A 26,918-nucleotide genomic window follows, 5' to 3' on the forward strand; every position below is an offset into this window, starting at 1 on the left:
AATATTTGCTTGTGAATAACTCGGTTGCTCTTGCATTTTTTTTGCGCACTGCTTTATCCACATCTCTGTGAAGTTTTGAGGAATAAAAATTAGTTGACATGTTGGTGGTTTATCACAGTCAAAGTGGCGCCTCTGCAAAATTGGCTGCGGCAGGTATGGAGGGGGCGTTAGAACACTGCCCAGACGCACGTTTTTCTCGCTCTGTAGACGTAGGCGCACCGGAAATAGTCGCAAGCACTGGCGTGTTATTGGTGTGCGCTGAGAATTCGGGCCGCCTCGCTGGGGGTATGAAGGACCTGCTCGACAGAACCTTTTATCCAATGATTGGACACCGGTGCAGCTTGCCTTATGCGTTGTTGATTTCCGCGGGTAACGACGGGCGCGGGGCTGTTGCCGAGGCTCAGCGAATTCTCCGTGGTATTCCTTTTACGGAGGCCTTGGAACCATTAATAATCCGTGGCGTGCCGGACCAGGCTGCGCTTCTCAAAGCAAGAGAGTTTGGCGCCGGGTTTGCAGCGGGGCTGGAGATGGGGATTTTTTGATCCGCAGTTTTTTAACAGATATGGGATGGTAATGACATGGCGATGGAAGATCAGGACAGCGTTTCTGCATCAGTGCCTGAGGGTTTTGTTCTGGTGCCGGATGGTATGGGGTTTGCTGACAGTCTTCGGCCTTTCTATCGGAGGGTTGTCGATAAGGAAGTGAGCTTTGGCATGCTGGTCGAAGAAAAACACCTGAATCCCATGGGTATCGTCCATGGGGGCGCGCTCATGACCTTGGCAGATATAGCGGCAGCGAACAGCATACGCGTACTGCGAGATAAGCCGGCGGCTTCACCGACGATCAATCTCAGCTTTGATTTCATGGCGCCGGGGCGTCTGGGGCACTGGCTTGAAACTCGCGCAGACCATGTCCAGGCCAAACGTCGCTTTGGCTTTTGCAGCGGTGCTATTTTCGACGGTGACAAAGCCATTCTCAGATACAGCGGAACCTTCTACTGCCCCGATCACGGCGGTCTGGTCGTGACAAACGATAATACTGAGCAAGCTAAGTTTCTCTTAGGAGACGACGCGCCGTAAACGGCGCTAATTTCCGACGCGAGACAAACAGCTAATTAGGGCTTTTCTCTCCGGACTCACGAAGGAGCGTTAGGAATGCGGAGGCACTGCGGGACAGGCTTCTTTCCTGATGACGAACGAGGCCCAGGGTGCGGTGAAGCCTCGTGTCCTCTACGCGGAGTGTCCGCAGATCTGGCCCGGCCATGCTCTTGGGAAGTACCGTCCAGCCCAAACCGACCACTGCCATCATCCGCAGTGTTTCAAGATAGTTGGTGGCCATACGCAACTGAAGAGTGGCGTCCGCTGCATTAAAGTGCTCGTGTACGATTTGTCCGGTAAACGTGTCCAAACCGGGAAGGACCGCCGGGTGTTCCGCCAATTCCGCTATGGCAACCCGCCGACGATTAGCGAGCTCGTGCTCTTTCGCAACCATAACCGATAGCTCGTCCGTCCACACAACCTCGCTTTGTAGCTGTGACACGTCGCCGGGCGCGAGAGTGACTACAGCTAGTTCGATGTCTCCCACCCTAAGGCGTTCATAGGCCTGCTCTGAATCAAGAAACTCTATGGCCAAGTGGACGGAAGGGTACAGTCGCTGAAACGCGGATAGTACCGGTGGTAAACGATGTAAACCGATGTGATGGCTGGTGGCAATGCGCAGGGGGCCGGAAATTTCTCCGTTGATGTCCCGCACGGCCTGCTCCGCCTGGCGCAAGCTTTGCTCCACCTCGGGGATATGGCGTAGCAGGGCTCGGCCCGCTTCTGTGAGCTCGATGCGTCGCCCCAGTCGATCGAAAAGAGGCGCGTTCAGTTCCGACTCTAAGACGGCAATTCGCTTACTCACGGCTGGTTGAGTGAGATGCAACTGTTCTGCAGCGGCAGAGAAGGATTCGCCGTGAGCCACAGCGGCGAAGGCGCGAAGATTTGCGATATCCATGAATAACCAGAAGTTATTGACTGTATAAAAATAATAGATTTGAGTTATTGCTAATGCAAGCCTAGGATGGCGGCGTTTTTTCGTAATCGAGAACGCTGCTATGCCCGGTAAAACCTTGTACGACAAATTGTGGGATCTTCATTTGGTGGAAGAGCGCGAGGACGGCTCAGCGCTAATCTATATTGATCGCCATCTCATTCATGAAGTGACTTCCCCCCAGGCTTTTGAGGGGCTGCGTCTTGCCGGGCGGCAGCCTTGGCGCCTTGATGCCAACCTGGCAGTGCCGGACCACAACGTGCCGACGGACTCAGCAGAGCGAGCGGGCGGTGTAGCCGGCATTCTTGATTCCACGTCTCGCTTGCAGGTGCAAACTCTTGACGACAACTGCGAACATTTTGGCATTGAAGAGATTCCTATCAATGATCGCCGCCAGGGCATCGTGCATGTCGTAGGGCCCGAGATGGGTGCGACCCTCCCGGGTATGACTGTGGTGTGTGGCGATTCTCACACCAGTACTCATGGCGCGCTTGGTGCGCTTGCGCATGGTATTGGTACATCCGAAGTTGAGCACGTTCTCGCTACGCAGTGCCTGGTTCAGCAAAAAATGAAGAATTTGCGTATCCGCGTAGACGGAAAGCTCGCCTTGGGTGTGACGGCAAAAGATCTGGCGCTAGCTATCATTGGTGAGATTGGCACGGCGGGAGGTACAGGTTTCGCAATTGAGTTTGCCGGCGAAGCTGTCGAGGCGCTGAGCATGGAAGGGCGCATGACGTTGTGCAACATGTCCATCGAGGCTGGGGCGCGGATGGGAATGATCGCGGTAGATGCCGTGACTCTGGATTATGTCCGTGGTCGCCCCATGGCCCCCACAGGCGATGCATGGGATCTCGCTGTAAAGGCCTGGGGCGATCTTCACAGCGACGCCGATGCGATCTTCGATCGTGAAATTCGTTTAGACGCGGCTACAGTGGCGCCCCAAGTTACCTGGGGCACATCTCCGGAGATGGTTGCACCTGTGACCGCCGACGTTCCAGACCCCGCGAGTATGGATAGTCCTTCGCAACGAGAGGCTACGGTTCGAGCCTTGAGCTACATGGGCTTGGATGGCGGAGTGCCTATCACCTCGATACCGGCGGATCGCGTATTCATAGGATCTTGCACCAATTCGCGCATTGAAGATTTACGTGAAGCAGCGGCTGTTGTTCGCGGACGGCAAAAGGCTGCCTCGGTGAAGCAGGCAATGGTTGTGCCGGGTTCAGGAGAGGTAAAGGCGCAAGCGGAAGCAGAAGGGCTAGATCAGATTTTCCTCGATGCCGGGCTGGAGTGGCGGGAGCCGGGTTGTTCCATGTGCTTGGCTATGAACGCTGACAAGCTAGGAAAAGGCGAGCACTGCGCCTCTACATCCAACAGAAACTTCGAAGGTCGTCAGGGCTTTGGGGGGCGCACGCACCTGGTGAGTCCGGGGATGGCTGCCGCGGCGGCCATCGCGGGGCACTTTGTGGATGTTCGTGACTTTACTCAGGGTGAGCAGGGAGCGCAGGTATGAAGGCTTTTACGGTACATGAAGGGCTGGTTGCGCCCATGGATCGCGCCAATGTGGATACGGATCTGATTATTCCGAAGCAGTTTTTGAAGTCGATCAAGCGGAGCGGCTTTGGGCCTAACCTGTTCGACGAGTTGCGTTATCTCGACGAAGGAGAGCCAGGGCAGGACTGTAGTCAGCGTCCCTTGAATCCAGATTTTCCGTTGAACTTTTCCCGTTACAAAGGTGCGTCGGTACTTCTTGGGCGGGAGAACTTTGGCTGCGGATCCAGTCGTGAACACGCGCCCTGGGCTTTGGAGGACTATGGTTTTCGCTGCGTAATAGCCCCTAGTTTTGCGGATATTTTCTACAACAACTGTTTTAAGAACGGTGTATTGCCGGTGGTGTTGACCGCCGAGCAAGTGGACGAACTGTTTGCCGACTTATATGCCAACGAAGGCTTTAGCGTGACGGTAGATCTTGAAAAACAGGAGGTGCGTCTGAGCGGTGATCGTTGCTGGTCTTTCCCGGTTGAGGGTTATCGTCGTCAGTGTTTGCTCGAAGGTTTGGATGACATTGGTGTCACGTTAAAGAGTGAGGATGCTATTCGCAGCTACGAGGCTGCTTTGCGAACGCGGTCCCCATGGTTGTTCCGCTCGGGAGCCGGGGCATGAGTCAGAAAGTACTACTCCTACCGGGAGATTACATTGGTCAGGAGATCGTACCCGAGGCCGAGAAAGTCCTTGCGCGAATCTGCGAGCTCTACGATCTCGATATCACCACGGAATCCGCGTTAATCGGTGGTTCTGCTTACGATGCAGAGGGCTATCCTTTGCCGGCGAGCACCCTGGAGAAGGCTAGGGCGGCCGATGCTATTTTGTTGGGCGCGGTGGGTGGTCCCGCTTATGACAACGTAGAGCGGGATTTGCGTCCCGAAAAAGGCTTGCTGCGAATCCGCTCCGAGCTTGGTTTGTTCGGCAACCTGCGCCCCGCGATCATGTACCCCCAGCTGGTCGATGCATCAAGTCTGAAGCCTGAGTTGGTTGCTGGCTTGGACATTCTCATCGTTCGCGAACTCACCGGCGGTATTTACTTTGGTCAGCCTCGAGGCATTCGCGAACTGGACAACGGCGAGCGTGAAGGCTTCAACACCTATGTATACAGCGAAAGCGAGATTCGACGCATCGCCAAACTGGCCTTCGAGCTAGCTGGAAAGCGCGGCGGTCGTGTCTGCTCTGTCGATAAGGCTAACGTACTGGAAGCGACGGTGCTGTGGCGAGAGGTTGTGACGGAGCTCGCGGAGTCATACCCGGACATCGAACTGGAACATATGTATGTCGATAACGCTGCTATGCAGTTGGTCCGTGCGCCCAAGCAGTTTGATGTCATTGTGACCGGCAACATGTTTGGCGACATTCTTTCCGACGCGGCAGCAATGCTCACAGGCTCCATCGGTATGTTGCCCTCAGCGTCCCTCAATGAAAGCGGTCAGGGCATCTACGAACCCTGTCACGGTTCCGCGCCGGATATAGCGGGTCAAGGAAAGGCCAATCCTTTAGCGACCATCCTGTCTGTGGCAATGATGCTTCGCTATTCCCTAGGCAGCCCCGCGGCGGCGGACAGCATTGAGATCGCAGTGGGTCAGGTGCTGGATAAGGGCTTGCGAACGCCGGATATTGCCGGTGCAGGCGAGGCAGTAGTCACAACAAATGAGATGGGGGACGCCGTGGTGGCGGCCCTGTCCAACGTAACAAAGACGGACGGATAGAAAAGTAATGAGTGAAACCTACGATGTAGCCGTAGTTGGCGCCACCGGAGCGGTGGGAGAGGCCATGATCGAAATATTAGAGCAGCGTGATTTCCCGGTAGGGGAGCTGTATCTACTCGCCTCTGAGCGCTCTGCTGGCAAGAGAGTTAATTTTCGTGGAAAGCAGTGCGCGGTAGAGGACCTTGCTAGCTTTGATTTCTCGAAAGTTCAAATCGGCTTATTCTCTGCCGGAGGTAGCATTTCAGAAGAGTATGCGCCCATCGCTGCGGAGGCCGGCTGCGTAGTGATTGATAACACTTCGCACTTTCGTCGAGATGCGGATGTCCCTTTAATCGTGCCGGAGGTTAACCCGCATGCAGCCGTGGATTTCCACGCCCGCGGCATCATTGCCAACCCTAACTGCTCGACTATTCAGATGTTGGTTGCCCTTAAACCGCTTCACGATGCCGCAGGCATCACGCGGATCAATGTGGCTACCTATCAGGCGGTATCGGGAACCGGTAAGTCGGCGATTGAGGAGCTTGCGGGTCAGACCGCACGTTTGTTGAACGGTCAGCCTGCAGAGAGCAAGGTGTACCCCCGTCAGATCGCGTTTAACGCATTGCCGCACATCGATACTTTCCAGGAGAACGGTTACACCCGGGAAGAGATGAAGATGGTCTGGGAGACGCAGAAAATCTTTGAAGATGACAGCATTGCCGTAAACGCCACCTGTGTTCGCGTGCCTGTCTTTCACGGGCATTCAGAAGCGGTTCATATTGAAACCCGAGAGAAACTGACTGCGGCGGAAGCGCGAGCATTGCTCGAGTCTGCGCCTGGTGTCACGGTGTTAGATGAGCGAGAGGACGGTGGTTACGCGACGCCGGTCACCGAGGGGGCGGGGAGTGATCCCGTTTTCGTGAGTCGAATTCGCGAGGATATCTCCCATGACCGAGGATTGAACCTTTGGGTGGTGTCCGACAATCTCCGTAAAGGCGCAGCCCTGAATAGCGTTCAAATCGCTGAATTGCTAGTGCGAGAAAATCTTCTTAATTGACGCCCCGGCCGCCTGGGCAGCACTTATGTAGTGCCCCTCGCACTTGACGTGCCTGCGCGCGCAAGGCTACATTTCTCCAAGTTGCAGCATTTTGTAGGTAATTTGACGCAAGCTGTTGTGTAAAAAGCCTTTTCTGTTGTTAAGTACGTTAAGGTCGAAGAAAGAGCCTGTGACTCGAGTACTTCGGGCATAATGGCAATTCAGGGTGAAAAAAGGCGGGGCGATGGTGACTAAGTCGGTGGTCAGGGCTGCTGTTCGTGCAGCGGTAATCGCATATGGGGCGGCAGCATCACTGCCGGCTTTGGCGTTGGGTCTTGGTGAAATCGAGATGCAATCCTTCCTTAATGAGCCTCTGCGTGCAGAGGTGGAACTTCTCGATACACGACAACTCACCATCGATGACATACGGATTCGTCTCGCGGGCGGTGATGACTTTGATCGCTTGGGCGTTGAGCGAAGTTATTTTCTTACCAGTATTAAATTCGATATCCAGGTTGATGAGCGCAGCGGTCGAGGCGTTATCAAGCTCAGCACAGAAGAAGCGGTTTTAGAGCCGTTTATTGACCTCATCATTGAGGCGCGCTGGCCCAATGGGCGGCTTCTGCGCGAATACACTGTCCTTGTGGACCCGCCGGCTTTTCGTCAGGACGTGGTCACTGTTTCAGCCTCCGAGCGTATTCAGGATGACACCAATCTGGAAAAGCCGGCGCTGGCACCGGAGTCGCGACCGCAAGCCAGCACATCGGGAGCGAGTACTTCGGGGGATAGCGTAGCCGTTAGGGAGAGCAGCCTCCCTGCGGGAGAGATGCCTCAGCGTGCTTTTTCAGCCGAAACCGCCGATGTGCCGCGCTCGGGCAACCGATACATGGTTAAACGCGATGAGACTTTATGGCAGATCGCGTCCGAGGGGAAGCCAGGTGGAATCTCGGTACAGCAGGCCATGTTGGAGATTCAGCGCCTAAACCCTGAAGCGTTCATCAACGGCAATATCAATCGCATAAAGGCTGGGTACATTATTTACCTGCCCGCTGCCGGCGAAGTTAGCTCAGACGATTTAGCGCGCGCATTGGATGAAGTGCGGGACCAAAATCAGGCATGGCGGGAAGGTCAGGGCGCCCCAGGGGTGACGGCCGCGGCAACACTGCGTGTGTCCGCTGACAGCGCCGTTGATACTGTTCCACAAAGCAGCGACATGCTTGCGGCTGCGGACTCTGGTAGCAGTTCAGCAGCACAGACCGCCAGTCAAAAATCCTCGAGTACCGATGCGACCGCTGCCGAATCCGCAGACACAGCGCCAGCAGGGGAGTCTTCCGGTTCCGCAGAGCTGGCAGCGCAGTTAGATGCAATGGCATCTCGTCTGGATACTCTCGAGCAGATCGTATCCTTAAAAGACGAACAGATTGCGACCCTCGAACAGGCGCTTCGTGAAGCCAGGGAAGCTGCAGCCGCCGCTGCTGCAGCACCCACACCTGCACCAGCGCCTGCTCCCACAGTAACGAATTCGACGCCTGCGCCAACGACCGCTACGCCACAAAATCAGTCGGGCGGTATTCCATGGCTGCCTATTACGGGCGGACTTTTGGTGCTGGCGGGAGCGGTTGTGTTGTTCCTCCGTCGCCGCGCCAGCGATGAAAAGGATGAGTCCTCCAGCCTTCGTGCTCAGTCAAAGCAAGAAGAGGATGATGTCTTTGAAGGCGTTAGTCTCAAGACAGAAACATTTGCTGCGGCCGACCCCCTGGATTCTCCTGAAGAGGCGGATACGGCTCCTGAGCTTAACGCTGCGCTTGCAGTTAAAGCTGAGGTCGAGGATGACGCATCTGAAGAGCGTGATTCTCGCGGCGGCAGTCGAGGTTATGGCGAGCGAAAGCATGATGACTACATCGATGAAGGCGCCGCTGGAGACGCTCTTGCGGAAGCTGATATCTATATTGCTTATGGCCGATATCTTCAGGCTATCGAGCTTCTCGAGACGGCGATCAGTAGCGATCCAAGTAATGGCGCCTACCGCGTTAAATTGATTGAACTCTATGTTGATATGGGCGAAGAAGCGAGTGCCGCTGAACAGTTGGAAGAGTTGCGCAAGCACGGAAGCCCCGAAGCGATAGAAAGAGGCGAGGCACTAGTGGGTGGTGCACCGAGCGCTCCGACCCCCGCTCCAAGCCTTGATCTTGATGCGATTGATGAAGCACCAGCCTTGGATCTTACCGATGGTCTTGAGCTGGAGCCTGAGCTCGAGGTGGACCCGGTAGCAGAGCCCGATACTTTAGAGTTGAGTCTTGAAGACGCGGAAGCTGAGGACACAGTGGCTGCGGCCGCACCCGAAGATGAGGCTGATCTGGATTCCATTGAATTCGAACATCTTGAGATTGAAGAAGATGGCCCCCTCGGCGCTGCAGATGATGAGCTCGACCTGGTGGCAGCTGATGAGGAGCTTGATCTTTCCGACGCGCTTGTTTCCATGGACGACACCAGCGCTGACAGTGCAGCACCGGTGGCCGAAGAGGCAGACACCGAGGAACTGCTCATTGCTGACGATGCCGACCAGATGGCAACGAAGCTTGATCTTGCGCGTGCCTATCTTGATATGGGCGATAGTGAAGGTGCTCGCGGTATTCTCGAGGAAGTGATTGAGAAAGGCACTGAGGAGCAGCAACAGGAATCGCGCGATCTCCTGACGCGCATTGGCTGAGCATCAGAGCAGGCCGTTTCGCACCGATACGCTGCCTACAGGGCAGCGTATCGCTTTAAGGGTTGAGTACGACGGCAGTGTGTATAGCGGCTGGCAGTCTCAACCTCATCTTCCCAAGGTCCGTACGGTCCAGACCGAAGTAGAAGCAGCACTCTCGAAGATAGCTGCCGCCGATGTGCGAGTATTTTGTGCTGGCCGCACGGATACGGGCGTACATGCTACCGCGCAGTGGTTTCATTTCGATGCGCCGGCTGATCGAAGTCTCAAGGCCTGGATTTTTGGTGGGAACGCTCAGTTACCGCTGGATATCCGTCTTGTTGACGCCAAAGCGGTGAGCGCGGATTTTCACGCCCGTCATAGCGCCGTTGCACGCCAATATGATTACCTGATCTCGAACACCCCAACACCCTCCGCATTGTTGGCAAAGCGCATTCTTTGGGTACGCCAGGCTCTCGACGAAGTTTCCATGCAGCGGAGTTTGGAAGCTCTCTTGGGGGAGCAGGATTTCTCTGCTTTCCGTGCGGCTTCCTGTCAGTCAACGACGCCAATGAGGTTTATGGAATCTGTTGAAACCCGGAGGCGAGGTGACCTAGTGCAAATACGCGTGGTGGCGAATGCGTTTCTCCATCACATGGTGCGCAATATCGTTGGCTCTACTCTGCTGGTTGGCTTAGGTGAACGAAATCCCGACTGGTTGGGGGAGCTGTTGGCGACGAAAGACCGCACCCTGGCGGCAGCCACTGCGCCCTCGCATGGCTTGTACCTGACGGGTGTTCGCTATCCCGAAGCCCTCGCGATACCGGCGGCTCCGGACCTGCCTTTCTTCCCATCAGCGACGCAGGAATAAGTCGGCGCTTCTGCTATCATTGCGCGCTTTTCGAAGCGCGGTAAAAAGGCACGGCAAGGCAATGACTCGGGTCAAGATATGTGGCGTTCGCAGCGCAGTAATGGCGGAGCAGGCTTGCGAAGCGGGTGTGGACGCTATTGGACTCGTTTTTTACGAAAAGAGCTCGCGCGCGGTTACTGCATCAGAAGCGGTTGAGGTGGTTAGGGGCGTACAGGCTCTGGTAACCACCGTTGGTCTGTTTGTCGATGCGAGCGCAGAAGAAGTAACTCAGGTTCTGGATCGTTGCCCAGTAGATTGCCTGCAATTTCACGGAAACGAGTCGGCGGAATTTTGTCTGCAGTTCGGGCGTCCGTATATCAAGGCAATCAGTATGCGTCCCCAGGTTGATATTGAGGCCTTGCTGACTGAGCACTCGGACGCTCGATCAGTCCTGTTTGATGCCTGGCGACCCGATGCACCGGGCGGCACGGGTGATACCTTCGCCTGGGATCGGCTTCCGAAGCTTCGTAAGCCATGGATACTCGCGGGCGGACTTACTGCTGACAATGTGAGCAAAGCGATCGAGCAGGTGGGCCCCCCTGCAGTGGATGTAAGCGGGGGTGTAGAAAGTGCTCCCGGAATTAAAGACCCTGAGCGTATGCGTGCATTTGTAAATGCAGTACGCGAAGCGGATAAACGCAAGCATGAGGATGCAGCGGTATGACTATTGACCTGAACCCATTGAGTTTTTCGAATCAGCCTGATGCTGATGGTAGATTCGGATCCTACGGCGGAAAGTACGTAGCGGAGACCCTGATGTCTGCGCTTTCAGAGCTGGAGAGCGTATACCGCCAGCTGTCTGAAGATGCGGCCTTTCAAGCGGAGTTTGATCACGATCTAGCGCACTATGTCGGCCGGCCATCGCCACTTTATGAAGCCCGTCGCTGGTCCGATGAAATCGGCGGTGCGAGGATCTTCTTCAAGCGCGAAGACCTGAATCACACGGGTGCACACAAGGTGAACAACACTGTGGGTCAGGCCTTACTAGCCAAGCATATGGGTAAGCCCCGCGTGATCGCCGAGACCGGTGCCGGACAGCACGGTGTGGCGACCGCGACGATAGCGGCGCGTCTTGGTCTTGAGTGTCACGTGTTTATGGGTGCAGAAGACGTTCAGCGGCAGTCACTAAACGTGTACCGGATGAAGCTTCTCGGCGCGACCGTAGTTCCCGTAACCTCTGGTTCAGCCACGCTGAAAGACGCCATGAACGAGGCGATGCGCGACTGGGTTACGAATGTAGACGACACTTTTTATATCATTGGCACCGTAGCCGGTCCCCATCCATATCCTATGCTCGTGCGGGATTTCCAGTGCGTAATCGGTCGCGAAGCACGCGCTCAGTGCCTTGCTCAAAATGGCAAATTGCCCGATGCGCTTGTTGCCTGCGTTGGCGGTGGCTCCAATGCCATTGGTTTATTCCACCCATTCCTGAACGATGAATCAGTGGCTATGTATGGCGTAGAAGCGGGAGGTCTAGGTATTGACAGTGGTCAGCACGCCGCGCCTTTGTCCGCAGGTTCTCCCGGTGTTCTCCATGGTAATCGCACCTACCTGATGCAGGATGAGGACGGACAAATTACGCACACCCACTCTGTATCTGCAGGCCTTGATTACCCGGGTGTGGGGCCGGAGCATTCCTGGTTGAAAGATATTGGCCGGGTGAACTACGTGTCCGCTAACGATGAAGAAGCATTAGCGGCGTTCCATAAGACAACCAAAATCGAAGGCATTATGCCCGCGCTGGAAACCGCGCACGCTCTCGCCTACGCCGAGAGGCTGGCGGCAAGCATGACGCCTGATCAGCATATTGTGGTGAATCTGTCTGGTCGCGGTGACAAAGATATTCTTACCGTCGCTCGTCTTGAAGGCATTGAGGTTTAAGTCAGTTATGAGTCGAATTGCGGCCTGTTTTTCCGATCTAAAATCCCGTCAACGGAAAGCGGTTATTCCCTACATAGTAGCTGGGGATCCCAGTGTCGAGCTCACCGTCGAATTGATGCTCGCTCTGGTTGAGTCGGGAGCGGACATCATCGAGCTTGGGGTGCCGTTTTCAGACCCCATGGCCGAAGGTCCCGTGATTCAGCGCGGCCATGAGAGGGCCTTGGATCGGGGTGTTCGCCTGCGAGGAGTGCTGCAGATCATGTCTGAGTTTCGGGAGCGCAACCAAACAACCCCGGTGCTACTCATGGGCTATGCGAATCCTGTGGAGTACATGGGGCACGGGGAATTTGCCGATCGAGCGCTCGCCTGTGGTGTCGACGCGTTGCTGACTGTGGACATTCCTCCTGAAGAAGTTTCGGGGCTTAATAAGGAGCTCCGTCGCGTGGGTATGGATAATATTTTTCTTATCGCGCCGACAACCCCGAGCGAGCGTATGAACCTCATCGCGGAAGAGGCGAGTGGCTTCATTTACTACGTGTCTCTGAAGGGTGTTACCGGCGCTGGTCACCTCGATCAAGACGCCGTGGCGAAGTCTGTGGCAGAAATACGCACCCATACCGATCTGCCTATTTGTGTCGGGTTCGGGATCAAGGATGGCCCCTCAGCGGCGGCTGTCGCGGCAGTGTCCGACGGTGTTGTGGTCGGTTCCGCTCTGGTTCAGCGCTTGGCTGACGTAGCAGCAGAGGGGGGCAGCGATGCCCAGGTGCTTGATGCTGCGAGACAAATGGTCGGTGATATTCGCAAACACGTCGATAACAACCTCTAGGACATAACGTAAGCCACCGCGGATGCGTATAATGCCTTGGCATCACCTGCTGGAGAGAGTTCCATGAGCTGGATCGACAAAATTCTGCCCTCGGGCATCAGTAAGTCCGATGGTGCGAAGAGAGCGACAGTACCTGAAGGGGTCTGGACCAAGTGCATCAAGTGCGAGGCGGTGCTCTATCGCCCGGACCTTGAACGCAATGCCAATGTCTGCCCCAAGTGTGAGCATCACATGCGTTTGGGAGCGCGCCAGCGGCTGGATTTCTTTCTGGATCAGGAAGGCCGCGAGGAGGTGTTCACAGACATCGAGCCCGTCGACCGCCTTCGTTTTCGGGATAAGAAGAAGTATTCCGCGAGATTGTCCGCTGCACAAAAATCCACGGGTGAGCGCGATGCTCTAGTAGCGATGCGCGGAACGCTGCACAGCATGCCCGTGGTTGCCGTCGCTTTTGAGTTTGGCTTCCACGGTGGATCTATGGGGCAAGCGGTGGGGGAGAAGTTTTCTCAAGCTGCTCAGCTTGCATTGAAAGAGCGTATACCTCTTATTTGTTTTGCCGCCTCTGGTGGGGCGCGAATGCAGGAAGCTTTAATCTCGTTGATGCAGATGGCCAAGACCAGTGCTGTCATCGAGCGTATGCACACGGAGTCTGTGCCGTATGTGTCGGTGCTGACCGATCCAATTTACGGTGGTGTATCGGCTTCTCTGGCATTACTGGGCGATTTAAATATTGCTGAGCCGGATGCTCGCGCGGGCTTTGCCGGTCCCAATATTATTGAACAGACGATTCGCCAAAAATTGCCTAAGGGTTTTCAGCGCAGCGAGTTTTTGCTGGAACACGGTGCCATCGACATGATCGTGCCGCGCCTTGAGTTGCGTGACACTATCGCGCGAATCCTTGCCAAGCTCATGAATGTACCGGAGCTTGAGTCGCTGAGAGTTGCACCAGAGATAGAGGTGGTCGCGGATGCTGCAGACGCAGACGAGGCTGCTAACGAGGATTCAGACACTGACGTCGCGGGCGACGTTGCGCCAGGCGCTTCGGAGTCGCAAGAGTCGGCTGAGCAGTCTAAAGACGATGAAGCTGAGCAATCTTCAAGTGACGGTATTGCCGAAGGGTCAGCGGAGCAGCTTGATGCGGTCGATGACTCTGTAGCAGAGGCAGCTGATTTGGCCGCCTCGGTAACCGACGCTGAAGTTGCCGATGAATCGGGGCAGGCGGCTGTTTCGGACGCGGAAGCCGGCATTGAGGACGATCCAGAATCCGGCGCGGATGAGGAGCTTTCTGACAAAAAGTCGGATGCCTGAACGCAGCCTCGGAGAATGGCTGCGCTACCTTGAGCAGCTCCATCCCGTAGATATCGATTTAGAACTGGCGCGGGTACGAACAGTAGCCCAACGCCTTCAGTTGCTATCGTATATCCCGCAAGTGATTACCGTTGCCGGCACCAACGGCAAAGGCAGCGTGGTTTACAGTACTGAGCGTATTTTGCGCCGCCATGGAAAGCGTACGGGACGATACACCTCACCTCATCTCCTGAGTTTCAACGAACGTATCGCCGTAGATGGCGTGCCGGTCAGTGATGATCACATTGTTCGCGCCTTTGGCGCTATTGATGCGGCACGGGAGGAAGTAACTCTCACCTATTTCGAATTTGCGACACTGGCGGCTTTTTGGATTTTTCGCGAGGAGCAGGTCGATGTCGCGGTCATGGAAGTGGGGCTGGGTGGCCGCTTGGACGCGGTAAACGTCGTCGATTCAAATTTGGCTGTAATTACCGCCATCGATCTCGACCACCAGCACTGGCTGGGAGATAGCGTAGATAAGATAGCACCGGAGAAGGCTGCGGTAGCGCGAGCGGGCTGTCCGGTGATTCTTGCCGAGTACAGCTACCCCCAAACACTTTTTCAAACACTTACGAAAATAGGCGCAGCCCCTATGCGCGCGGGCAAAGATTGGGATTGGTTTCTGGATGATGGTTTGCGGGTCCGTTTGATGGACGAAGTCGAGGCCACGATCGTTCCTCTTCCTGACGGTTTGCGGCCATCGAATGTCGCGGCCGCGTTGCAGGTGAGCGCGGAGTTGCTCGGTGCAGACTTTGACCGTCTCACCGGAGCGGAGGCGCTTAGGAATCTTCAGGTGCCCGCGCGGCGGCAAACTCTGGTTGTTTCAGATCGTGAAGTTGTTTTAGACGTGGCTCACAATCCCGCCGCCATGAATGCACTCGTGGAGTACCTCAAAGACCACAGGGTCAGCGGTAAGACCTTTGCTGCGTTAGGTCTGATGAAAGACAAAGATCTGATGCCTATGGCCAAGGCTTTGGCGACCGCTGTGGATGGAGTTTGCGCTCTGGCTATTCCTGCAATAGACCGAGCCGCTGCCCCGGAAGAGGTTTGGCAAGCCCTCGATAGGGCGGGTATAGGGATACCTCAGGCCGAGTTCACCGCCGAGTCTGTTTGGGCGCAACTGCTGTCGGGGAGCGAGGTTGGTGATCGCTTGGTGATCTGCGGCTCTTTTCACAGTGTTGCGGGTATAATGGCCGTTTTAGACATCGAACTTTCAAGTCCCTCGTTGTGAGCACCTAAAACCGGTGGATAATCTAGTAAAACAGCGTCTTGTCGGCGCGCTCATTCTGGTCGCGCTGGCGGTGGTTTTCTGGCCGATTATTTTTGTGCCGGGTGCCCAGCAAAGCTCAGACTTGCGAGTGGTGGTGCCCAGTGCTCCGCCGGTTGACCTCACGCCGCTACCAGAACCCGATAGTCTCGGTATGCGTTCGGGTACGAGAGCGGCTGCGCAGGACTTAGAGACGCCTGATGTTGAGCTTCCAGCCACGGATGAGTTAGACGCAGAGCCGGCTAGTCTGCCTTCGCGAGAAGAGACTATGCCTGTCGCTAATTTGGACGATGCGCGTAGCGCATTGGAATCGCCGGCAATGGATGAAGACGGTTTGCCCGTCGCCTACTCTTTGCAAGTAGCAACCATGGGGGATAAGGCTCGCGCCGAGTCTCTTCGCGATGAATTGGTGTCTGCGGGTTACAAAGGCTACGTGAAACGAATGCGCCGTGATGATCGCGTGCTCTACCGGGTACTCGTAGGGCCGCGTTACAGCAAAGATGAACTCCTGCCGGTAAAAGATGCGGTCGACAAGCGCTGGCGTGTTGAGTCTCTGATTATTCGGTACTTACCATGACTGATTGGCCGCAATTGGGTCTGTTTAATGGCTTTGACTGGGTGGTAGTGGTGATCATCGCGCTGTCCGCCTTGTTAAGTCTGTGGAGAGGTTTTGTTCGCGAGGCGATTTCGCTGGCGGGATGGGTTGTCGCCTTTATTGTGGCCAACCTCCTTGCCGTTACCGTCGCGGATCAGATCGGCGACCTTATCGCCAATCGCACGGGCCGATACATCGTGGCCTGGTCTCTATTGTTTGTGCTTACCCTGGTAGCAAGCTCGCTGTCTGCAAAGCTGTTCGCAAGCCTTGTCAAAGCCACAGGCTTAGGAGTGCTAGACCGCATTCTGGGCTCAGTCTTCGGGGTTTTACGCGGTGCGCTTATTGTTATGGCTCTAGTGTTTGTTGTGCGGGAGATCGTTCCCAAAAGCGAGCAAAGCCTGCTGGCAGATTCTCAGTTGATGCCGCATATAGACGTGATGTTGGCCTGGAGTATGCGGCTGTTTGATGAGTTTCGCGACGTAGAGATAAAGGGACTGAACGCGTGATGTTCGCGCTTGTTCAGAGCTCAGTAAGTAACCTGGAGGATGCTTCGCCGTGTGTGGCTTAACGGGTATTGTCGGCAAGGGTAGGGTGGCTCCCGAGATCTATGATGCTCTGACCGTGCTACAGCATCGTGGTCAGGACGCCGCGGGGATTATGACCTGCAGTGATGACCGCTTTCATCAGCGTAAAAGCGTCGGACTGGTAAGAGATGTGTTTCGTCAGAACCACATGCAGCGTTTGGACGGCAGCATTGGCATCGGTCACGTGCGCTATCCGACTGCCGGGAGCGCAGGCGCAGCCAATGCCCAGCCGTTTTACGTGAATTCACCCTACGGTATCGCACTCGCCCACAACGGCAATCTCACCAATTCCCGGGAGTTGCGTCAGGAACTCTTCGAAAGCGAAATGCGGCACCTGAACACGGATTCGGACTCGGAAGTACTGTTGAATGTGTTCGCCTATGAGCTGCAGGCTAGGGGCAAGTTACACCCGGAGCCCGATGACATTTTTGCCGCTGTGTCTGAGGTTCACCGGCGCTGTAGAGGCGGATACGCCGCCGTCGCTATGATAGTTAATTACGGCGTTATCGCGTTTCGCGACCCCTTTGGTATTCGTCCATTGGTAGTCGGTTATCGCGGAGAAGGGAGTGAGCGAGAGTACATGGTGGCCTCAGAGAGTGTCGCTTTGGACGTCCTGGGCTTTCGTTTGCTGAGTGATGTAGCGCCGGGTGAGGCGGTTTACATCGACGCTAAGCGTCAGTTGCATATGCGTCAGTGTGCCGAAGCGCCGCTGCTTCGTCCCTGCATCTTCGAGCATGTGTATTTTGCTCGGCCGGATAGCCTGATCGATGAAATCTCGGTATACAAGACGCGCGCACGTCAAGGCGAGGCGCTTGCTCGAAAGATTCTGCGAGAGAGGCCCGATCACGATATCGATGTGGTGATACCAATACCTGATAGTAGTCGCACGGCGGGTCTGTCTTTGGCTGGGTCTTTGGGTATCAAATATCGCGAGGCCTTTATAAAGAATCGCTATATTGGCCGCACATTTATCATGCCCGGCCAACAGCAACGTCGTAAGTCTGTGCGCCAGAAGTTGAATCCTATCCGCCTCGAGTTCGAGGGCAAGAACGTCATGCTGGTAGACGACTCCATCGTACGGGGGACAACCTCCCGAGAGATTATTCAGATGGCGCGGGACGCGGGCGCAGCGCGTGTTTATCTCGCATCAGCGGCTCCGCCGGTGCGCTTTCCTAACGTGTACGGCATTGACATGCCTTCACCCAGTGAGCTCATAGCCCACGATCGCACCGTTGAGGAGATCAGTACACTGATTAATGCCGACTGGCTGGTATACCAGGATCTGGATGAATTGATTGGCTGCTCTCGCGACGGTAATCCCTCGGTAGAGGCCTTTGACTGCTCGGTGTTCGATGGAAAATATGTGACGGGCGATGTGGATGCGGCCTATCTCGCAGCATTAGATGCGGAGCGTAACGATGAGGCGCAGAGCCAGAGCCGCCAAACAAGCGACGGTGACGGTGTGGGGATTTATAACGAGAGTGCATTGTGAGTAAGCGAGACGACCCGGTAATGGACGAACTGCACTGGCAGAGTTTGGCGGTGCGCAGCGGTATTACGCGCTCGCCGGAAGGCGAACATAGCGAAGCCTTGTTCATGACCTCCAGCTATGTTTTTGATAGCGCAGAACACGCCGCGGCGCGCTTTACCGGAGATGATCCGGGTAACGTTTATTCCCGCTACACTAATCCCACGGTACGTGGCTTTGAGGACCGACTTGCTGCGCTAGAGGGCGCCGAAGCTTGTGTCGCAACGGCATCGGGGATGTCCGCAATTTTGAGCACCTGTATGGCCTTGCTAAAGGCCGGTGATCATGTGGTGTGTTCACGCGATGTCTTTGGAACCACACGCACACTGTTTGCTAAATACATGGCTAACTTTGGCGTGGAAGTCAGTTTCGTGCCGCTGCTTCCCGTAGATGGTTGGCGCGAGGCGATGCAGGACAACACTAAACTTTTGTACCTCGAAACCCCATCGAATCCACTGTGCGAAATCGCCGATATGCAGAGCATGGCGACACTGGCGCAATCTGCAGGTGCATTACTCGTGGTTGATAACTGCTTTTGCTCGCCGGCGCTGCAGCAGCCCTTAGCCTTTGGTGCAGACATTGTTATTCATTCTGCCACCAAGTATCTCGACGGCCAGGGTCGTTGTGTCGGTGGAGCGGTTCTGGGTAACCAGGACTTGATGGATCAGGTGCTGGGGTTTTTACGCAGCTGTGGTCCCACCATGAGTGCCTTTAACGCCTGGGTGTTCCTCAAGGGGCTGGAGACACTGTCGCTGCGTATGGAAGCGCACAGCGCCTCGGCCATGCAGTTGGCGACGTGGCTGCAGTCACATCCTCAAGTAGAGGCTGTTTTCTATGCCGGGCTGGAAAGTCATCCCGGGCATGCGCTTGCGAAAAAACAGCAGTCGGCCTTCGGCGGCGTACTGTCTTTCAGAGTGCGAGGCGCCCAAGCGGAAGCTTGGCAGGTTATAGACGCCACGCGTTTGATGTCGCTGACAGCAAATCTTGGCGACGCGAAAACAACGGTCGTCCACCCGGCAACAACGACGCATAGCCGCATCTCCGCAAACGAGCGCCTGGAAGCGGGTATCACCGACAACTTGATCCGAGTGGCCGTGGGGCTAGAAAACATTGAGGACTTGAAGGCCGATCTCGCACGTGGTCTGAATAGTCTTGGATAAGTCGATGAGGCGCTTAATCCCCGACTCATACGTAGCACACCGGGATACGGCGCCCACACAAAGGCGAACACGATGACGATAGGTAACAAGGCACTTGTCGACGCCGCTGTTGCGGAGATAGCCAAGGTCCTGCTTGGAAAAGAGCCCCAGCTTCGTCAAGCCATATGTTGCTTGTTGGCCAGTGGTCATTTGCTTATTGAAGACCTGCCGGGAATGGGAAAGACGACTTTGTCCCATGCCCTGGCACAGGTACTGGGCCTGTCCTACAAACGCGTGCAATTCACGTCGGATTTGCTCCCGGCCGACATTTTGGGTTTGTCGATTTATCACGGCAGCGACCAGAGCTTTGAGTTTCACCCGGGACCGATTTTCACCCAGGTGCTCCTGGCCGATGAGATAAATCGAAGTACCCCTCGTACTCAGAGTGCTCTGCTTGAGGCCATGGCCGAGGGGCAGGTGACTTTGGAAGGGGATACCCGTGCACTTCCAACCCCCTTCTTTGTGATCGCCACACAAAATCCGCTGGAGCAGTCCGGCACCTATCCTCTGCCCGAGTCGCAACTCGATCGATTCCTTATGCGCATCGAGCTTGGCTATCCCGACGCAAAGGCAGAGAGGCTAATGTTGCGGGCCACCCATGAGGCTACGCAAAAACCCACACTGGAACAGTGCATCGACGAGTCTGCCCTTGCCGGTATTCGCGCGGCAGTCGACGATGTTCACGCGTCGGACTCGCTGCTAGATTACGTTCAACGCATCGCTTCCCGCAGCCGCCAAGGGGGGGAGTTTGCGGTAGGTTTATCGCCGAGAGGGGTATTGGCTTTACTACGTTCGGCGAAGACCTGGGCGTTGATGGACGATCGGGATCATGTTCTTCCCGATGATGTGCAGGCGGTGTTGCCGGGAGTAGTAGCGCACCGGTTACAGCCCGGCGGCGGGTTTTCTGGTGATGGGATGGCGCTAGTGGCGCTACTGCGGCGTGACGTCGACGTGGTCTGAGTTTCTAAGCCAGCGCTGGTCCCGCTGGCTCGATAGACGGATACCTCGTTCGCGATCCGTCACGCTCAGTCAGCGGCAGATATTTATTTTCCCTTCTCGCACCGGGTTCTTCTTTGCCCTGTGCTTGCTGGTGATGCTCATTGCAGCCATCAACTACCAAAACAACATGAGCTACGCGCTCACCTTTTTGCTTGCAAACTTGTTTGTCGTTGCAGTGCTCCACACCTACGCAAATCTATCGGGGCTTACGATTACCGCAGTATCTGCGGATCACGCCTTTGCGGGACAGAGGAGTGGCTTCCATTTACGCTTTTCCTCGACAAACAAGCGCGGACACAATGCGCTGCTTGTAGGTTGGCCTGAAGCCAAAGAGGCGCGTAGACGCCGACGATTATTTACCGGGCTGTTGTCCAGTCCAGCGATGATAGCCGTGGAAGAGATCGATATAGCGCCCGCTGCGACGCTGGATCTTGTTCTGCATATCCCCGTGGGGACCCGGGGATGGTACCGGCCGGACCGTTTGCGCATTGAGAGTACTTACCCCCTGGGCTTGCTTCGCTGTTGGACCTGGATAGATCTCGATTTTCGCGCCTTGGTATATCCCACACCTTTAGTCGCTGCCGAGCCTAAGGGTGCGGCCGGCGACGCGCTGGATGGTCGCTGGCTAGCTGGCACGGGGGACGATGAGTTCTACGGGATCAGGGATTACCGAGCCGGGGATAATCTTCGCAGGGTTTACTGGAAGGGTCTGGCCCGGGGGCAGGCTCTGCAAACCAAGGACTATGCAAGTGCCATAGCCGATGCTCGGTGGCTTGATTGGGAGCAATTCTCTGGTCTCGATCAGGAGCGGCGTTTGTCCGCGCTTTGCCATTGGGTGCTTGATTACCATCGACGGGAATTCGAGTTCGGTTTGAGAGTGCCTGGACTTGAGCTTGCTCCGGCATCGGGTGATCGGCAGCGTGACGCGGCATTACGAGCACTCGCGCTGTTTGGGGTTACTGAAGGTTCGGTGACCTCGTGAAGCAATCTGAGCAGCTTCCCCGTCCAGCTTTACTTTGGATCATCGTCGCGCAGGCGTTACTGCTATTTCCCCATCTTCCCAGGCTGCCAATTTGGGTGGCAGTCGTCTACCTACTGGCTTTTGTTTGGAGGGTACAGGCGTTTCGGGGGCGGGTAGAGTTGCCCGGGCGATGGCTAAAGGTCGTTCTATCCATTGCGGCTGCGGGCGGTATTGTTCTGAGTTTTGGCTCTTTGTTGGGTATGGAGCCTATGGTGGCGTTTCTGCTTACCGCCTTTGCTTTAAAGCTCACCGAAATGCGCTCACGAAAAGACGCCTATGTGGTTATCTTTCTCGGCTATTTTGTCTGTCTTACGGAGTTTCTGTTTACTCAGGATCTGCTCATTGTCGCCTATTCAATAGCCCTCGTTTGGATCTTGACCACGGCGCTAGTCAGTGTTCATCGTCCAGCGGGGCGTCTTCGTGACCTCCAGCCTTTACGCACTTCGGGACTGATGCTGGTACAAGCGGTGCCGCTGATGCTGGTGCTGTTCTTTTTGTTTCCGCGTATAGGGCCGCTGTGGTCGGTCCCCCTGAAGAGCCATACGGCGCAGACAGGGATGAGCGATCGTCTGCGACCGGGGGATGTGTCTAGCCTGAGTCAGTCCGCAGACGTAGCGTTCCGTGCGGAGTTTGAAGGGGACATACCACCGGCTTCGGAGCTCTACTGGCGGGGCGTGGTGATGAGTGCCCTGGATGACGGCACCTGGCGCACTCTCCGGTACTTTGAGATTCCCGCCAATGACCGGCGGGCGCCCAGCGTGGTTACCGAGGGTGAACCCCTGCGTTACAGCATCATTATGGAGCCGACTCAACAGAACTGGCTGTTTGCCCTGCGTTATGCTCGTACGGCTAAGCCCGGGGTGATGGAGCTGAATGATTACCGCTTGTACTCCCCGGTAATTATTGAAAACGAGTATCAGTATGCCGTGCAGAGCTGGCCGGATGCTTCCATGAATCAGGGCATTAGCGACTGGCGTCGGAGTGTCGAGACAGCGCTCTCTCCCACGGAGAACCCCCAGACCCGCTCGCTGGCACAGACTCTATACGAGCAGGCTGAGTCGCCCGAATCGTTCGTTGATTCGGTGTTGGACTATTTTGCACGAGAGGCTTTCTTTTACACCCTGCAGCCGCCTCTATTGGGCGATGACGATACGATGGATGAGTTTTTGTTCTCTAGCCGTCGTGGCTTTTGCGAACATTACGCCTACGCCTTTGCGGTGATGATGCGCTCGGTCGGGATCCCGACGCGTATTGTTGGTGGTTACCTCGGAGGCGAGGTAAACCCTGTGAACCGCACGGTCATAGTCCATCAGTTTGATGCCCATGCCTGGAATGAGGTGTGGCTGGAAGGGCGCGGTTGGGTCCGTGTCGATCCCACAGCAGCGGTTTCGCCGGACCGTATTCTTTACGGCCTTGAGCGAGCGGTGGCCGCGGAAGGCAGCTTTTTATTGGATTCACCGCTGTCTCCCTTGCGCTATCGCGGCGTTAACTGGGTGAACTCCTTGCGGTTACGCTACGATGCCTTGACCTACCGCTGGCAAAGCTGGGTGACGGGTTTTGACGGTCAGGCACAGTTTGATTTACTCCGCGGTGTGCTCGGAGAAATTTCGGTAAGCCGTTCTCTGGGTATGCTTCTTGGTGCTGGTGTCCTGACTATGGCGGTTGTTTCTCTGTTTCTATTCAGTGGTAACCGACCCGCACCCCGACCCATGTTCGAAGCTGAGTTACTGCGTTTTCAGCGGGCACTCTGGCGGCGTGGGCTCAAGCAAGTGCCGGGAGAAACTCCCGCGCAGCTAACTGAGCGTGCCGTAGAGCGATGGCCTCGCCAGGCAGAGGCTTTGCGATCCTTGTATCGAGCGCTTGCTCTGTCTGTTTACTCGCCAAGCGCCGATTCACAGGATAGCAATCGTTTGCGCCGTGAATTGCGTAAACGTATCCGTGGAATTCAGTTCTCTCTCTAAATTAAAAGTCACCTGCGCGCCGCTTTTTGCGCTAGTTGCGCTTGCGCAGCTGTTGCTCAGTCTGCCGGTACAGGGCGCAATAGTGTGGCACTGGGAGGAAGATTTCACAGAGCTCGAACAGGAGACCCTCGTACCTTGGCTGACCGATACGCATAGCGCTCTCGAACGCTTTGTGGGCCCACTACCTTTTGACGTGCATGTGTACATGCATCGCCGCGATGGGGCGGACCAGCCCGTGCCTTGGGCAAACACCCGGCGAAACAACGAGCAGGCGCTATATTTCTACGTTAATCCAGAGTTTGATCGCGCGTCGTTCATGGACGACTGGACCGCTGCTCACGAATTTTCCCACTTAGTGCTGCCCTATCTTGGATCTGCAAATGCCTGGTTTGCGGAGGGTTTTGCCAGTTACATGCAGCACTCGGTAATGGTGGAGTCGGGTGCAATCGATGATGCAGAAGCATTTCGTCGACGGGACCTAAAGATGAAAAAGGCGGTGGCCGCTCTGGCAGATACGACCGTAAGCCTCCCGGAGAACATGCCCGACCTGAAAGCGCGTCGCTCCTATCCGACCTTTTACTGGGGCGGTGCGGTGTACTTTGAGCGAGTCGATGCCGCGCTCAAGCAGCAGGACAGCAGCCTGCCCCAAGTGCTAAGCGCTTATCTCCAATGTTGCCGCATGCACCGACCCGATTTGGATGCCTTGGTGAGCACTCTGGACAGAGTTAGTGATACAAGCCTGTTCAGTCGAGAGCTTGCGCTCATGCGAATCACGCCCGGTGTTCCTGCGCGTCCCTTGGGCTCGTAGCCAAGATTTGTTCGAAGATAGTCGCCATGAGTGTGACAACAAAAAAAGGGGGCCGAAGCCCCTTTGTTCTGGAGTAGGGGCTCGCTAGGCGACCTCACTAATCTCCAGCGCAGCAATTCGCTTGCCGTCCTCTGCCAGCTTCTGGAACTCCACAATCTGATCGAAGTTCATGTAGCGATAAATCTCAGAACTCATGGCATCCAGATTCTCAGCGTACTCCAGATATTCCGCGGGCGTCGGAAGCTTGCCCAGGATGGATCCTACTGCAGCAAGTTCTGCCGAGGTCAGATAGACATTGGCACCATCGCCTAAACGGTTCGGAAAGTTACGAGTACTGGTGCTGAGCACCGTTGAGTTGGCCGCTACCCGCGCCTGGTTGCCCATACACAAGCTGCAACCGGGCATCTCCGTTCGCGCGCCGGCCGCACCAAAGATGTTGTAGTAGCCTTCTTCCATGAGCAGGTGCTCATCCATGCGCGTCGGAGGTACTACCCAAAGACGCGTGTTGATGGTGCCTTTGTGTTGCTCCAACAGCTTACCCGCCGCTCGGAAGTGTCCGATGTTGGTCATGCAAGAGCCAATGAATACCTCATCAACCTTGTCGCCGGCGACTTCAGACAGTAGCCGAGCATCGTCGGGATCATTCGGCGCACATACGATAGGCTCTTTCACCTCGGCCAGATCAATCTCGATGACCGCTGTGTATTCCGCATCTTTGTCGGCGCGCATGAGGGATGGGCTTTCCAGCCACTCTTCCATCTTTTTGGCGCGACGCTCGAGAGTCCGTGGATCGCCATAACCCTCGGATACCATGGCGCGGAGCAGGGTGATGTTTGAGCGCAGATATTCCGCAACCGTGTCTTCGCTCAAATCGATGGTGCAGCCAGCGCAAGAGCGCTCTGCGGATGCATCAGATAGCTCAAAGGCTTGCTCGACAGTGAGATCCGATAGACCTTCGATCTCGAGAATGCGGCCAGAGAAGATGTTCTTCTTGCCCTTTTTATCAACAGTGAGGTGACCTTCCTGAATAGCGTAATAGGGGATGGCATGCACTAGGTCACGCAGGGTAATACCTGGCTGCATTTCGCCCTTAAAGCGCACGAGCACGGACTCAGGCATGTCCAGAGGCATAACGCCGGTCGCTGCAGCAAAAGCCACAAGACCAGAGCCCGCGGGGAATGATATGCCCATAGGGAATCGTGTATGGGAGTCACCACCGGTGCCCACGGTATCGGGTAGGAGCATGCGGTTTAGCCAACTGTGGATGATGCCGTCACCCGGGCGCAGGCTAACGCCGCCACGCGTCATAATGAAGTCAGGCAGTGAGTGCTGCGTGTCGATATCTACTGGCTTGGGGTAGGCCGCAGTGTGACAGAAGCTCTGCATAGTGAGATCTGCCGAGAAACCGAGGCATGCCAGGTCTTTCAGTTCGTCACGGGTCATAGGGCCGGTGGTGTCCTGCGAGCCGACGGTAGTCATAAGCGGCTCGCAGTAGGTTCCGGGACGAACGCCGTCCATGCCACAGGCTTTACCCACCATCTTTTGAGCAAGCGTATAGCCTTTGCCCGTATCGACAGGTTGCTCCGGAGTGCGGAACAGCTCAGAGACGGGCAGTCCCAGCGCTTCCCGCGCACGGGTGGTCAGGCCTCGACCGATAATCAGGTTGATACGACCGCCGGCACGGACTTCGTCCAGCAGAACGTCTGACTTCAGTTCAAACTCAGAGAGCGTGTCGCCCGCTTCGTTAAGAATCTTGCCTTCGTAGGGGCGGATATCGATGACGTCGCCCATACCCAGATCGTCTACGGGTGCCTCAAAGACCAGTGCGCCCGCATCTTCCATGGTGTTGTAAAAGATCGGCGCGACTTTGCCGCCAATGCAAATGCCACCGCCTTTCTTGTTGGGTACGCCAGAGATGTCGTCACCAAAGAACCACAATACGGAGTTGGTCGCTGATTTACGTGAAGACCCTGTACCAACAACATCGCCTACAAAGGCTACCGGGTAGCCTTTGGCCTGAATTTCGGCAACTTGTGCCATGGGGCCTTTTACGCCGTGTTCTTCAGGAGTCAGACCGTCCCGGGTCATTTTGTACATCGCAAGGGCGTGCAGTGGAATATCGGGTCGGCTCCAGGCATCGGGAGCAGGGGAGAGGTCATCGGTGTTGGTTTCGCCGGTCACCTTAAAGACCGACACCTTGATGGACTCAGACACAGCGTCACGGTTAGTGAACCACTCGCCGTCGGCCCAGCTTAGCATTACCGCCTGTGCGTGAGCGTTTCCGTTCTTGCCAAGTTCTGCCACGTCATGGAAAGCCTCAAACATCAGTAGCGTGTGCTTGAGTTCTTCGGCGGCCTGCGCGGCCAGCGCGTCGTCGCTTAGTAGCGCAACGAGCGTTTCAATGTTGTAGCCACCGTGCATGTTGCCTAGGAGCTTTACTGCATCGACCCGGCTGATTAGTGCGCAGTCGGTCTCGCCCTTGGCAATGGCAGATAAGAATCCAGCTTTTACGTAGGCGGCTTCGTCGACACCCGGGGGTACACGATTAGACAATAACTCAATAAGGAAGGCTTCTTCGCCAGCAGGCGGCGCCTTGATCAGCTCGATGAGCCCGGCTACTTGCTCTGCAGAGAGGGGTTTGGCGGGAATGCCTTGCGCAGCGCGTTCGGCTTCATGTTGGCGATAGGCTTCGAGCATGGATAACTCCTTGATAATTAGCGATTTGAAGGGCGTTACGGACGGGTGTTGTCGGCTCCGGACCCCAAAATTGACAGCGCGGATTATAGACTAGCCACGCAAATCACACCAGAAATCAGAGGTTTATGGGTGGTATTCATGGGGCAAATGGCGGGCGGATTGATTGGTTGTCACAAAAATAAAGGGCTGTTTGCGCGAGCACGATGCTGAATTAGTGTTCGATTGCTTGGGTATTTACCCAAGCGGCGGTGCATCTCGCGTGTAGAGCCATTATCCTTGCGCCTTTACCACACGAGTGAAGTACTGAACGCC

At 55.8% G+C, this 26,918-nt stretch carries 22 protein-coding genes and 1 pseudogene; 21 read left to right on the forward strand and 2 right to left on the reverse strand.

Features of this window, described 5'->3' with window-relative positions:
• Positions 1–98: 98 nt before the first annotated feature.
• Together R0137_RS10525 and R0137_RS10530 are read left to right on the forward strand one after the other, a co-directional pair.
• On the forward strand, positions 99–542 hold the full coding sequence (locus tag R0137_RS10525; protein ID WP_407326382.1) for a flavodoxin: 444 nt from the start codon (positions 99–101) through the stop codon (positions 540–542).
• A gap of 36 nt (positions 543–578) precedes the next feature.
• A complete protein-coding gene (locus tag R0137_RS10530) occupies positions 579–1,079 on the forward strand; it encodes a PaaI family thioesterase (protein ID WP_407326383.1) in 501 nt (166 codons plus the stop codon).
• 31 nt (positions 1,080–1,110) lie between these two features.
• Here R0137_RS10530 and R0137_RS10535 read toward each other — a convergent pair whose 3' ends face one another.
• Complete coding sequence (locus R0137_RS10535; RefSeq protein ID WP_407326384.1) at positions 1,111–1,995, reverse strand: LysR family transcriptional regulator; 885 nt, start codon at positions 1,993–1,995, stop codon at positions 1,111–1,113.
• 100 nt (positions 1,996–2,095) lie between these two features.
• Between R0137_RS10535 and leuC the strand changes: the two genes are divergently transcribed.
• From leuC to R0137_RS10630, 19 genes and pseudogenes are all read left to right on the forward strand, one after another.
• Positions 2,096–3,541 carry a 3-isopropylmalate dehydratase large subunit gene (gene leuC, locus R0137_RS10540; RefSeq protein ID WP_407326385.1) on the forward strand — a complete coding sequence of 482 codons (1,446 nt, stop codon included), beginning with the start codon at positions 2,096–2,098 and terminating at the stop codon, positions 3,539–3,541.
• Positions 3,538–4,191: a 3-isopropylmalate dehydratase small subunit gene (gene leuD, locus R0137_RS10545; RefSeq protein ID WP_407326386.1), complete on the forward strand. Its 654-nt coding sequence runs from the start codon at positions 3,538–3,540 to the stop codon at positions 4,189–4,191. Before leuC ends, leuD begins: the two co-directional genes overlap by 4 nt.
• A complete protein-coding gene (gene leuB / locus R0137_RS10550; RefSeq protein ID WP_407326387.1) occupies positions 4,188–5,285 on the forward strand; it encodes a 3-isopropylmalate dehydrogenase in 1,098 nt (365 codons plus the stop codon). The genes leuD and leuB overlap by 4 nt, the downstream gene beginning before the upstream one ends.
• A 7-nt stretch (positions 5,286–5,292) precedes the next feature.
• A complete protein-coding gene (locus R0137_RS10555; protein WP_407326388.1) occupies positions 5,293–6,321 on the forward strand; it encodes an aspartate-semialdehyde dehydrogenase in 1,029 nt (342 codons plus the stop codon).
• A gap of 205 nt (positions 6,322–6,526) precedes the next feature.
• Entirely contained in the window at positions 6,527–9,010 is a 2,484-nt protein-coding gene (locus R0137_RS10560) for a FimV/HubP family polar landmark protein (protein WP_407326389.1), read from the forward strand.
• Positions 9,003–9,857 (forward strand): tRNA pseudouridine(38-40) synthase TruA, encoded by an 855-nt coding sequence (gene truA, locus R0137_RS10565; protein ID WP_407326390.1) that lies wholly within the window; start codon positions 9,003–9,005, stop codon positions 9,855–9,857. Before R0137_RS10560 ends, truA begins: the two co-directional genes overlap by 8 nt.
• Positions 9,858–9,918: 61 nt before the next feature.
• On the forward strand, positions 9,919–10,560 hold the full coding sequence (locus R0137_RS10570) for a phosphoribosylanthranilate isomerase (protein WP_407326391.1): 642 nt from the start codon (positions 9,919–9,921) through the stop codon (positions 10,558–10,560).
• Positions 10,557–11,777, forward strand: a complete 1,221-nt coding sequence (gene trpB, locus R0137_RS10575; RefSeq protein WP_405270367.1) for a tryptophan synthase subunit beta — start codon at positions 10,557–10,559, stop codon at positions 11,775–11,777. The genes R0137_RS10570 and trpB overlap by 4 nt, the downstream gene beginning before the upstream one ends.
• 7 nt (positions 11,778–11,784) lie before the next feature.
• On the forward strand, positions 11,785–12,603 hold the full coding sequence (gene trpA, locus R0137_RS10580) for a tryptophan synthase subunit alpha (protein WP_407326392.1): 819 nt from the start codon (positions 11,785–11,787) through the stop codon (positions 12,601–12,603).
• 63 nt (positions 12,604–12,666) lie between these two features.
• A pseudogene (gene accD / locus R0137_RS10585) lies at positions 12,667–13,521 on the forward strand (acetyl-CoA carboxylase, carboxyltransferase subunit beta); the annotation flags it as partial.
• A gap of 379 nt (positions 13,522–13,900) precedes the next feature.
• A complete protein-coding gene (locus R0137_RS10590) occupies positions 13,901–15,178 on the forward strand; it encodes a bifunctional folylpolyglutamate synthase/dihydrofolate synthase (RefSeq protein ID WP_407326393.1) in 1,278 nt (425 codons plus the stop codon).
• Between the two features lie 13 nt (positions 15,179–15,191).
• Positions 15,192–15,791, forward strand: a complete 600-nt coding sequence (locus R0137_RS10595; protein WP_407326394.1) for an SPOR domain-containing protein — start codon at positions 15,192–15,194, stop codon at positions 15,789–15,791.
• Positions 15,788–16,315, forward strand: coding sequence for a CvpA family protein (locus R0137_RS10600; protein WP_407326395.1), 528 nt, complete (start codon positions 15,788–15,790; stop codon positions 16,313–16,315). Before R0137_RS10595 ends, R0137_RS10600 begins: the two co-directional genes overlap by 4 nt.
• A gap of 49 nt (positions 16,316–16,364) precedes the next feature.
• A complete protein-coding gene (purF, locus tag R0137_RS10605) occupies positions 16,365–17,885 on the forward strand; it encodes an amidophosphoribosyltransferase (RefSeq protein ID WP_407326396.1) in 1,521 nt (506 codons plus the stop codon).
• Positions 17,886–17,905: 20 nt separating this feature from the next.
• The gene (locus tag R0137_RS10610; protein WP_407330007.1) at positions 17,906–19,081 is read left to right on the forward strand and encodes an O-succinylhomoserine sulfhydrylase; all 1,176 of its coding nucleotides are present in this window, start codon (positions 17,906–17,908) and stop codon (positions 19,079–19,081) included.
• A gap of 72 nt (positions 19,082–19,153) precedes the next feature.
• Complete coding sequence (locus tag R0137_RS10615) at positions 19,154–20,080, forward strand: AAA family ATPase (RefSeq protein ID WP_407326397.1); 927 nt, start codon at positions 19,154–19,156, stop codon at positions 20,078–20,080.
• The gene (locus R0137_RS10620; protein ID WP_407326398.1) at positions 20,061–21,101 is read left to right on the forward strand and encodes a DUF58 domain-containing protein; all 1,041 of its coding nucleotides are present in this window, start codon (positions 20,061–20,063) and stop codon (positions 21,099–21,101) included. The genes R0137_RS10615 and R0137_RS10620 overlap by 20 nt, the downstream gene beginning before the upstream one ends.
• Positions 21,098–23,101, forward strand: coding sequence for a DUF3488 and DUF4129 domain-containing transglutaminase family protein (locus R0137_RS10625; RefSeq protein ID WP_407326399.1), 2,004 nt, complete (start codon positions 21,098–21,100; stop codon positions 23,099–23,101). Before R0137_RS10620 ends, R0137_RS10625 begins: the two co-directional genes overlap by 4 nt.
• Positions 23,079–23,909: a hypothetical protein gene (locus R0137_RS10630; protein ID WP_407326400.1), complete on the forward strand. Its 831-nt coding sequence runs from the start codon at positions 23,079–23,081 to the stop codon at positions 23,907–23,909. The genes R0137_RS10625 and R0137_RS10630 overlap by 23 nt, the downstream gene beginning before the upstream one ends.
• A gap of 84 nt (positions 23,910–23,993) precedes the next feature.
• Here R0137_RS10630 and acnB read toward each other — a convergent pair whose 3' ends face one another.
• On the reverse strand, positions 23,994–26,606 hold the full coding sequence (gene acnB, locus R0137_RS10635) for a bifunctional aconitate hydratase 2/2-methylisocitrate dehydratase (protein ID WP_407326401.1): 2,613 nt from the start codon (positions 26,604–26,606) through the stop codon (positions 23,994–23,996).
• Positions 26,607–26,918: the final 312 nt, after the last annotated feature.

It is taken from the genome of Congregibacter brevis (assembly GCF_045689245.1).
Taxonomy (GTDB): Bacteria; Pseudomonadota; Gammaproteobacteria; order Pseudomonadales; family Halieaceae; genus Congregibacter; species Congregibacter brevis.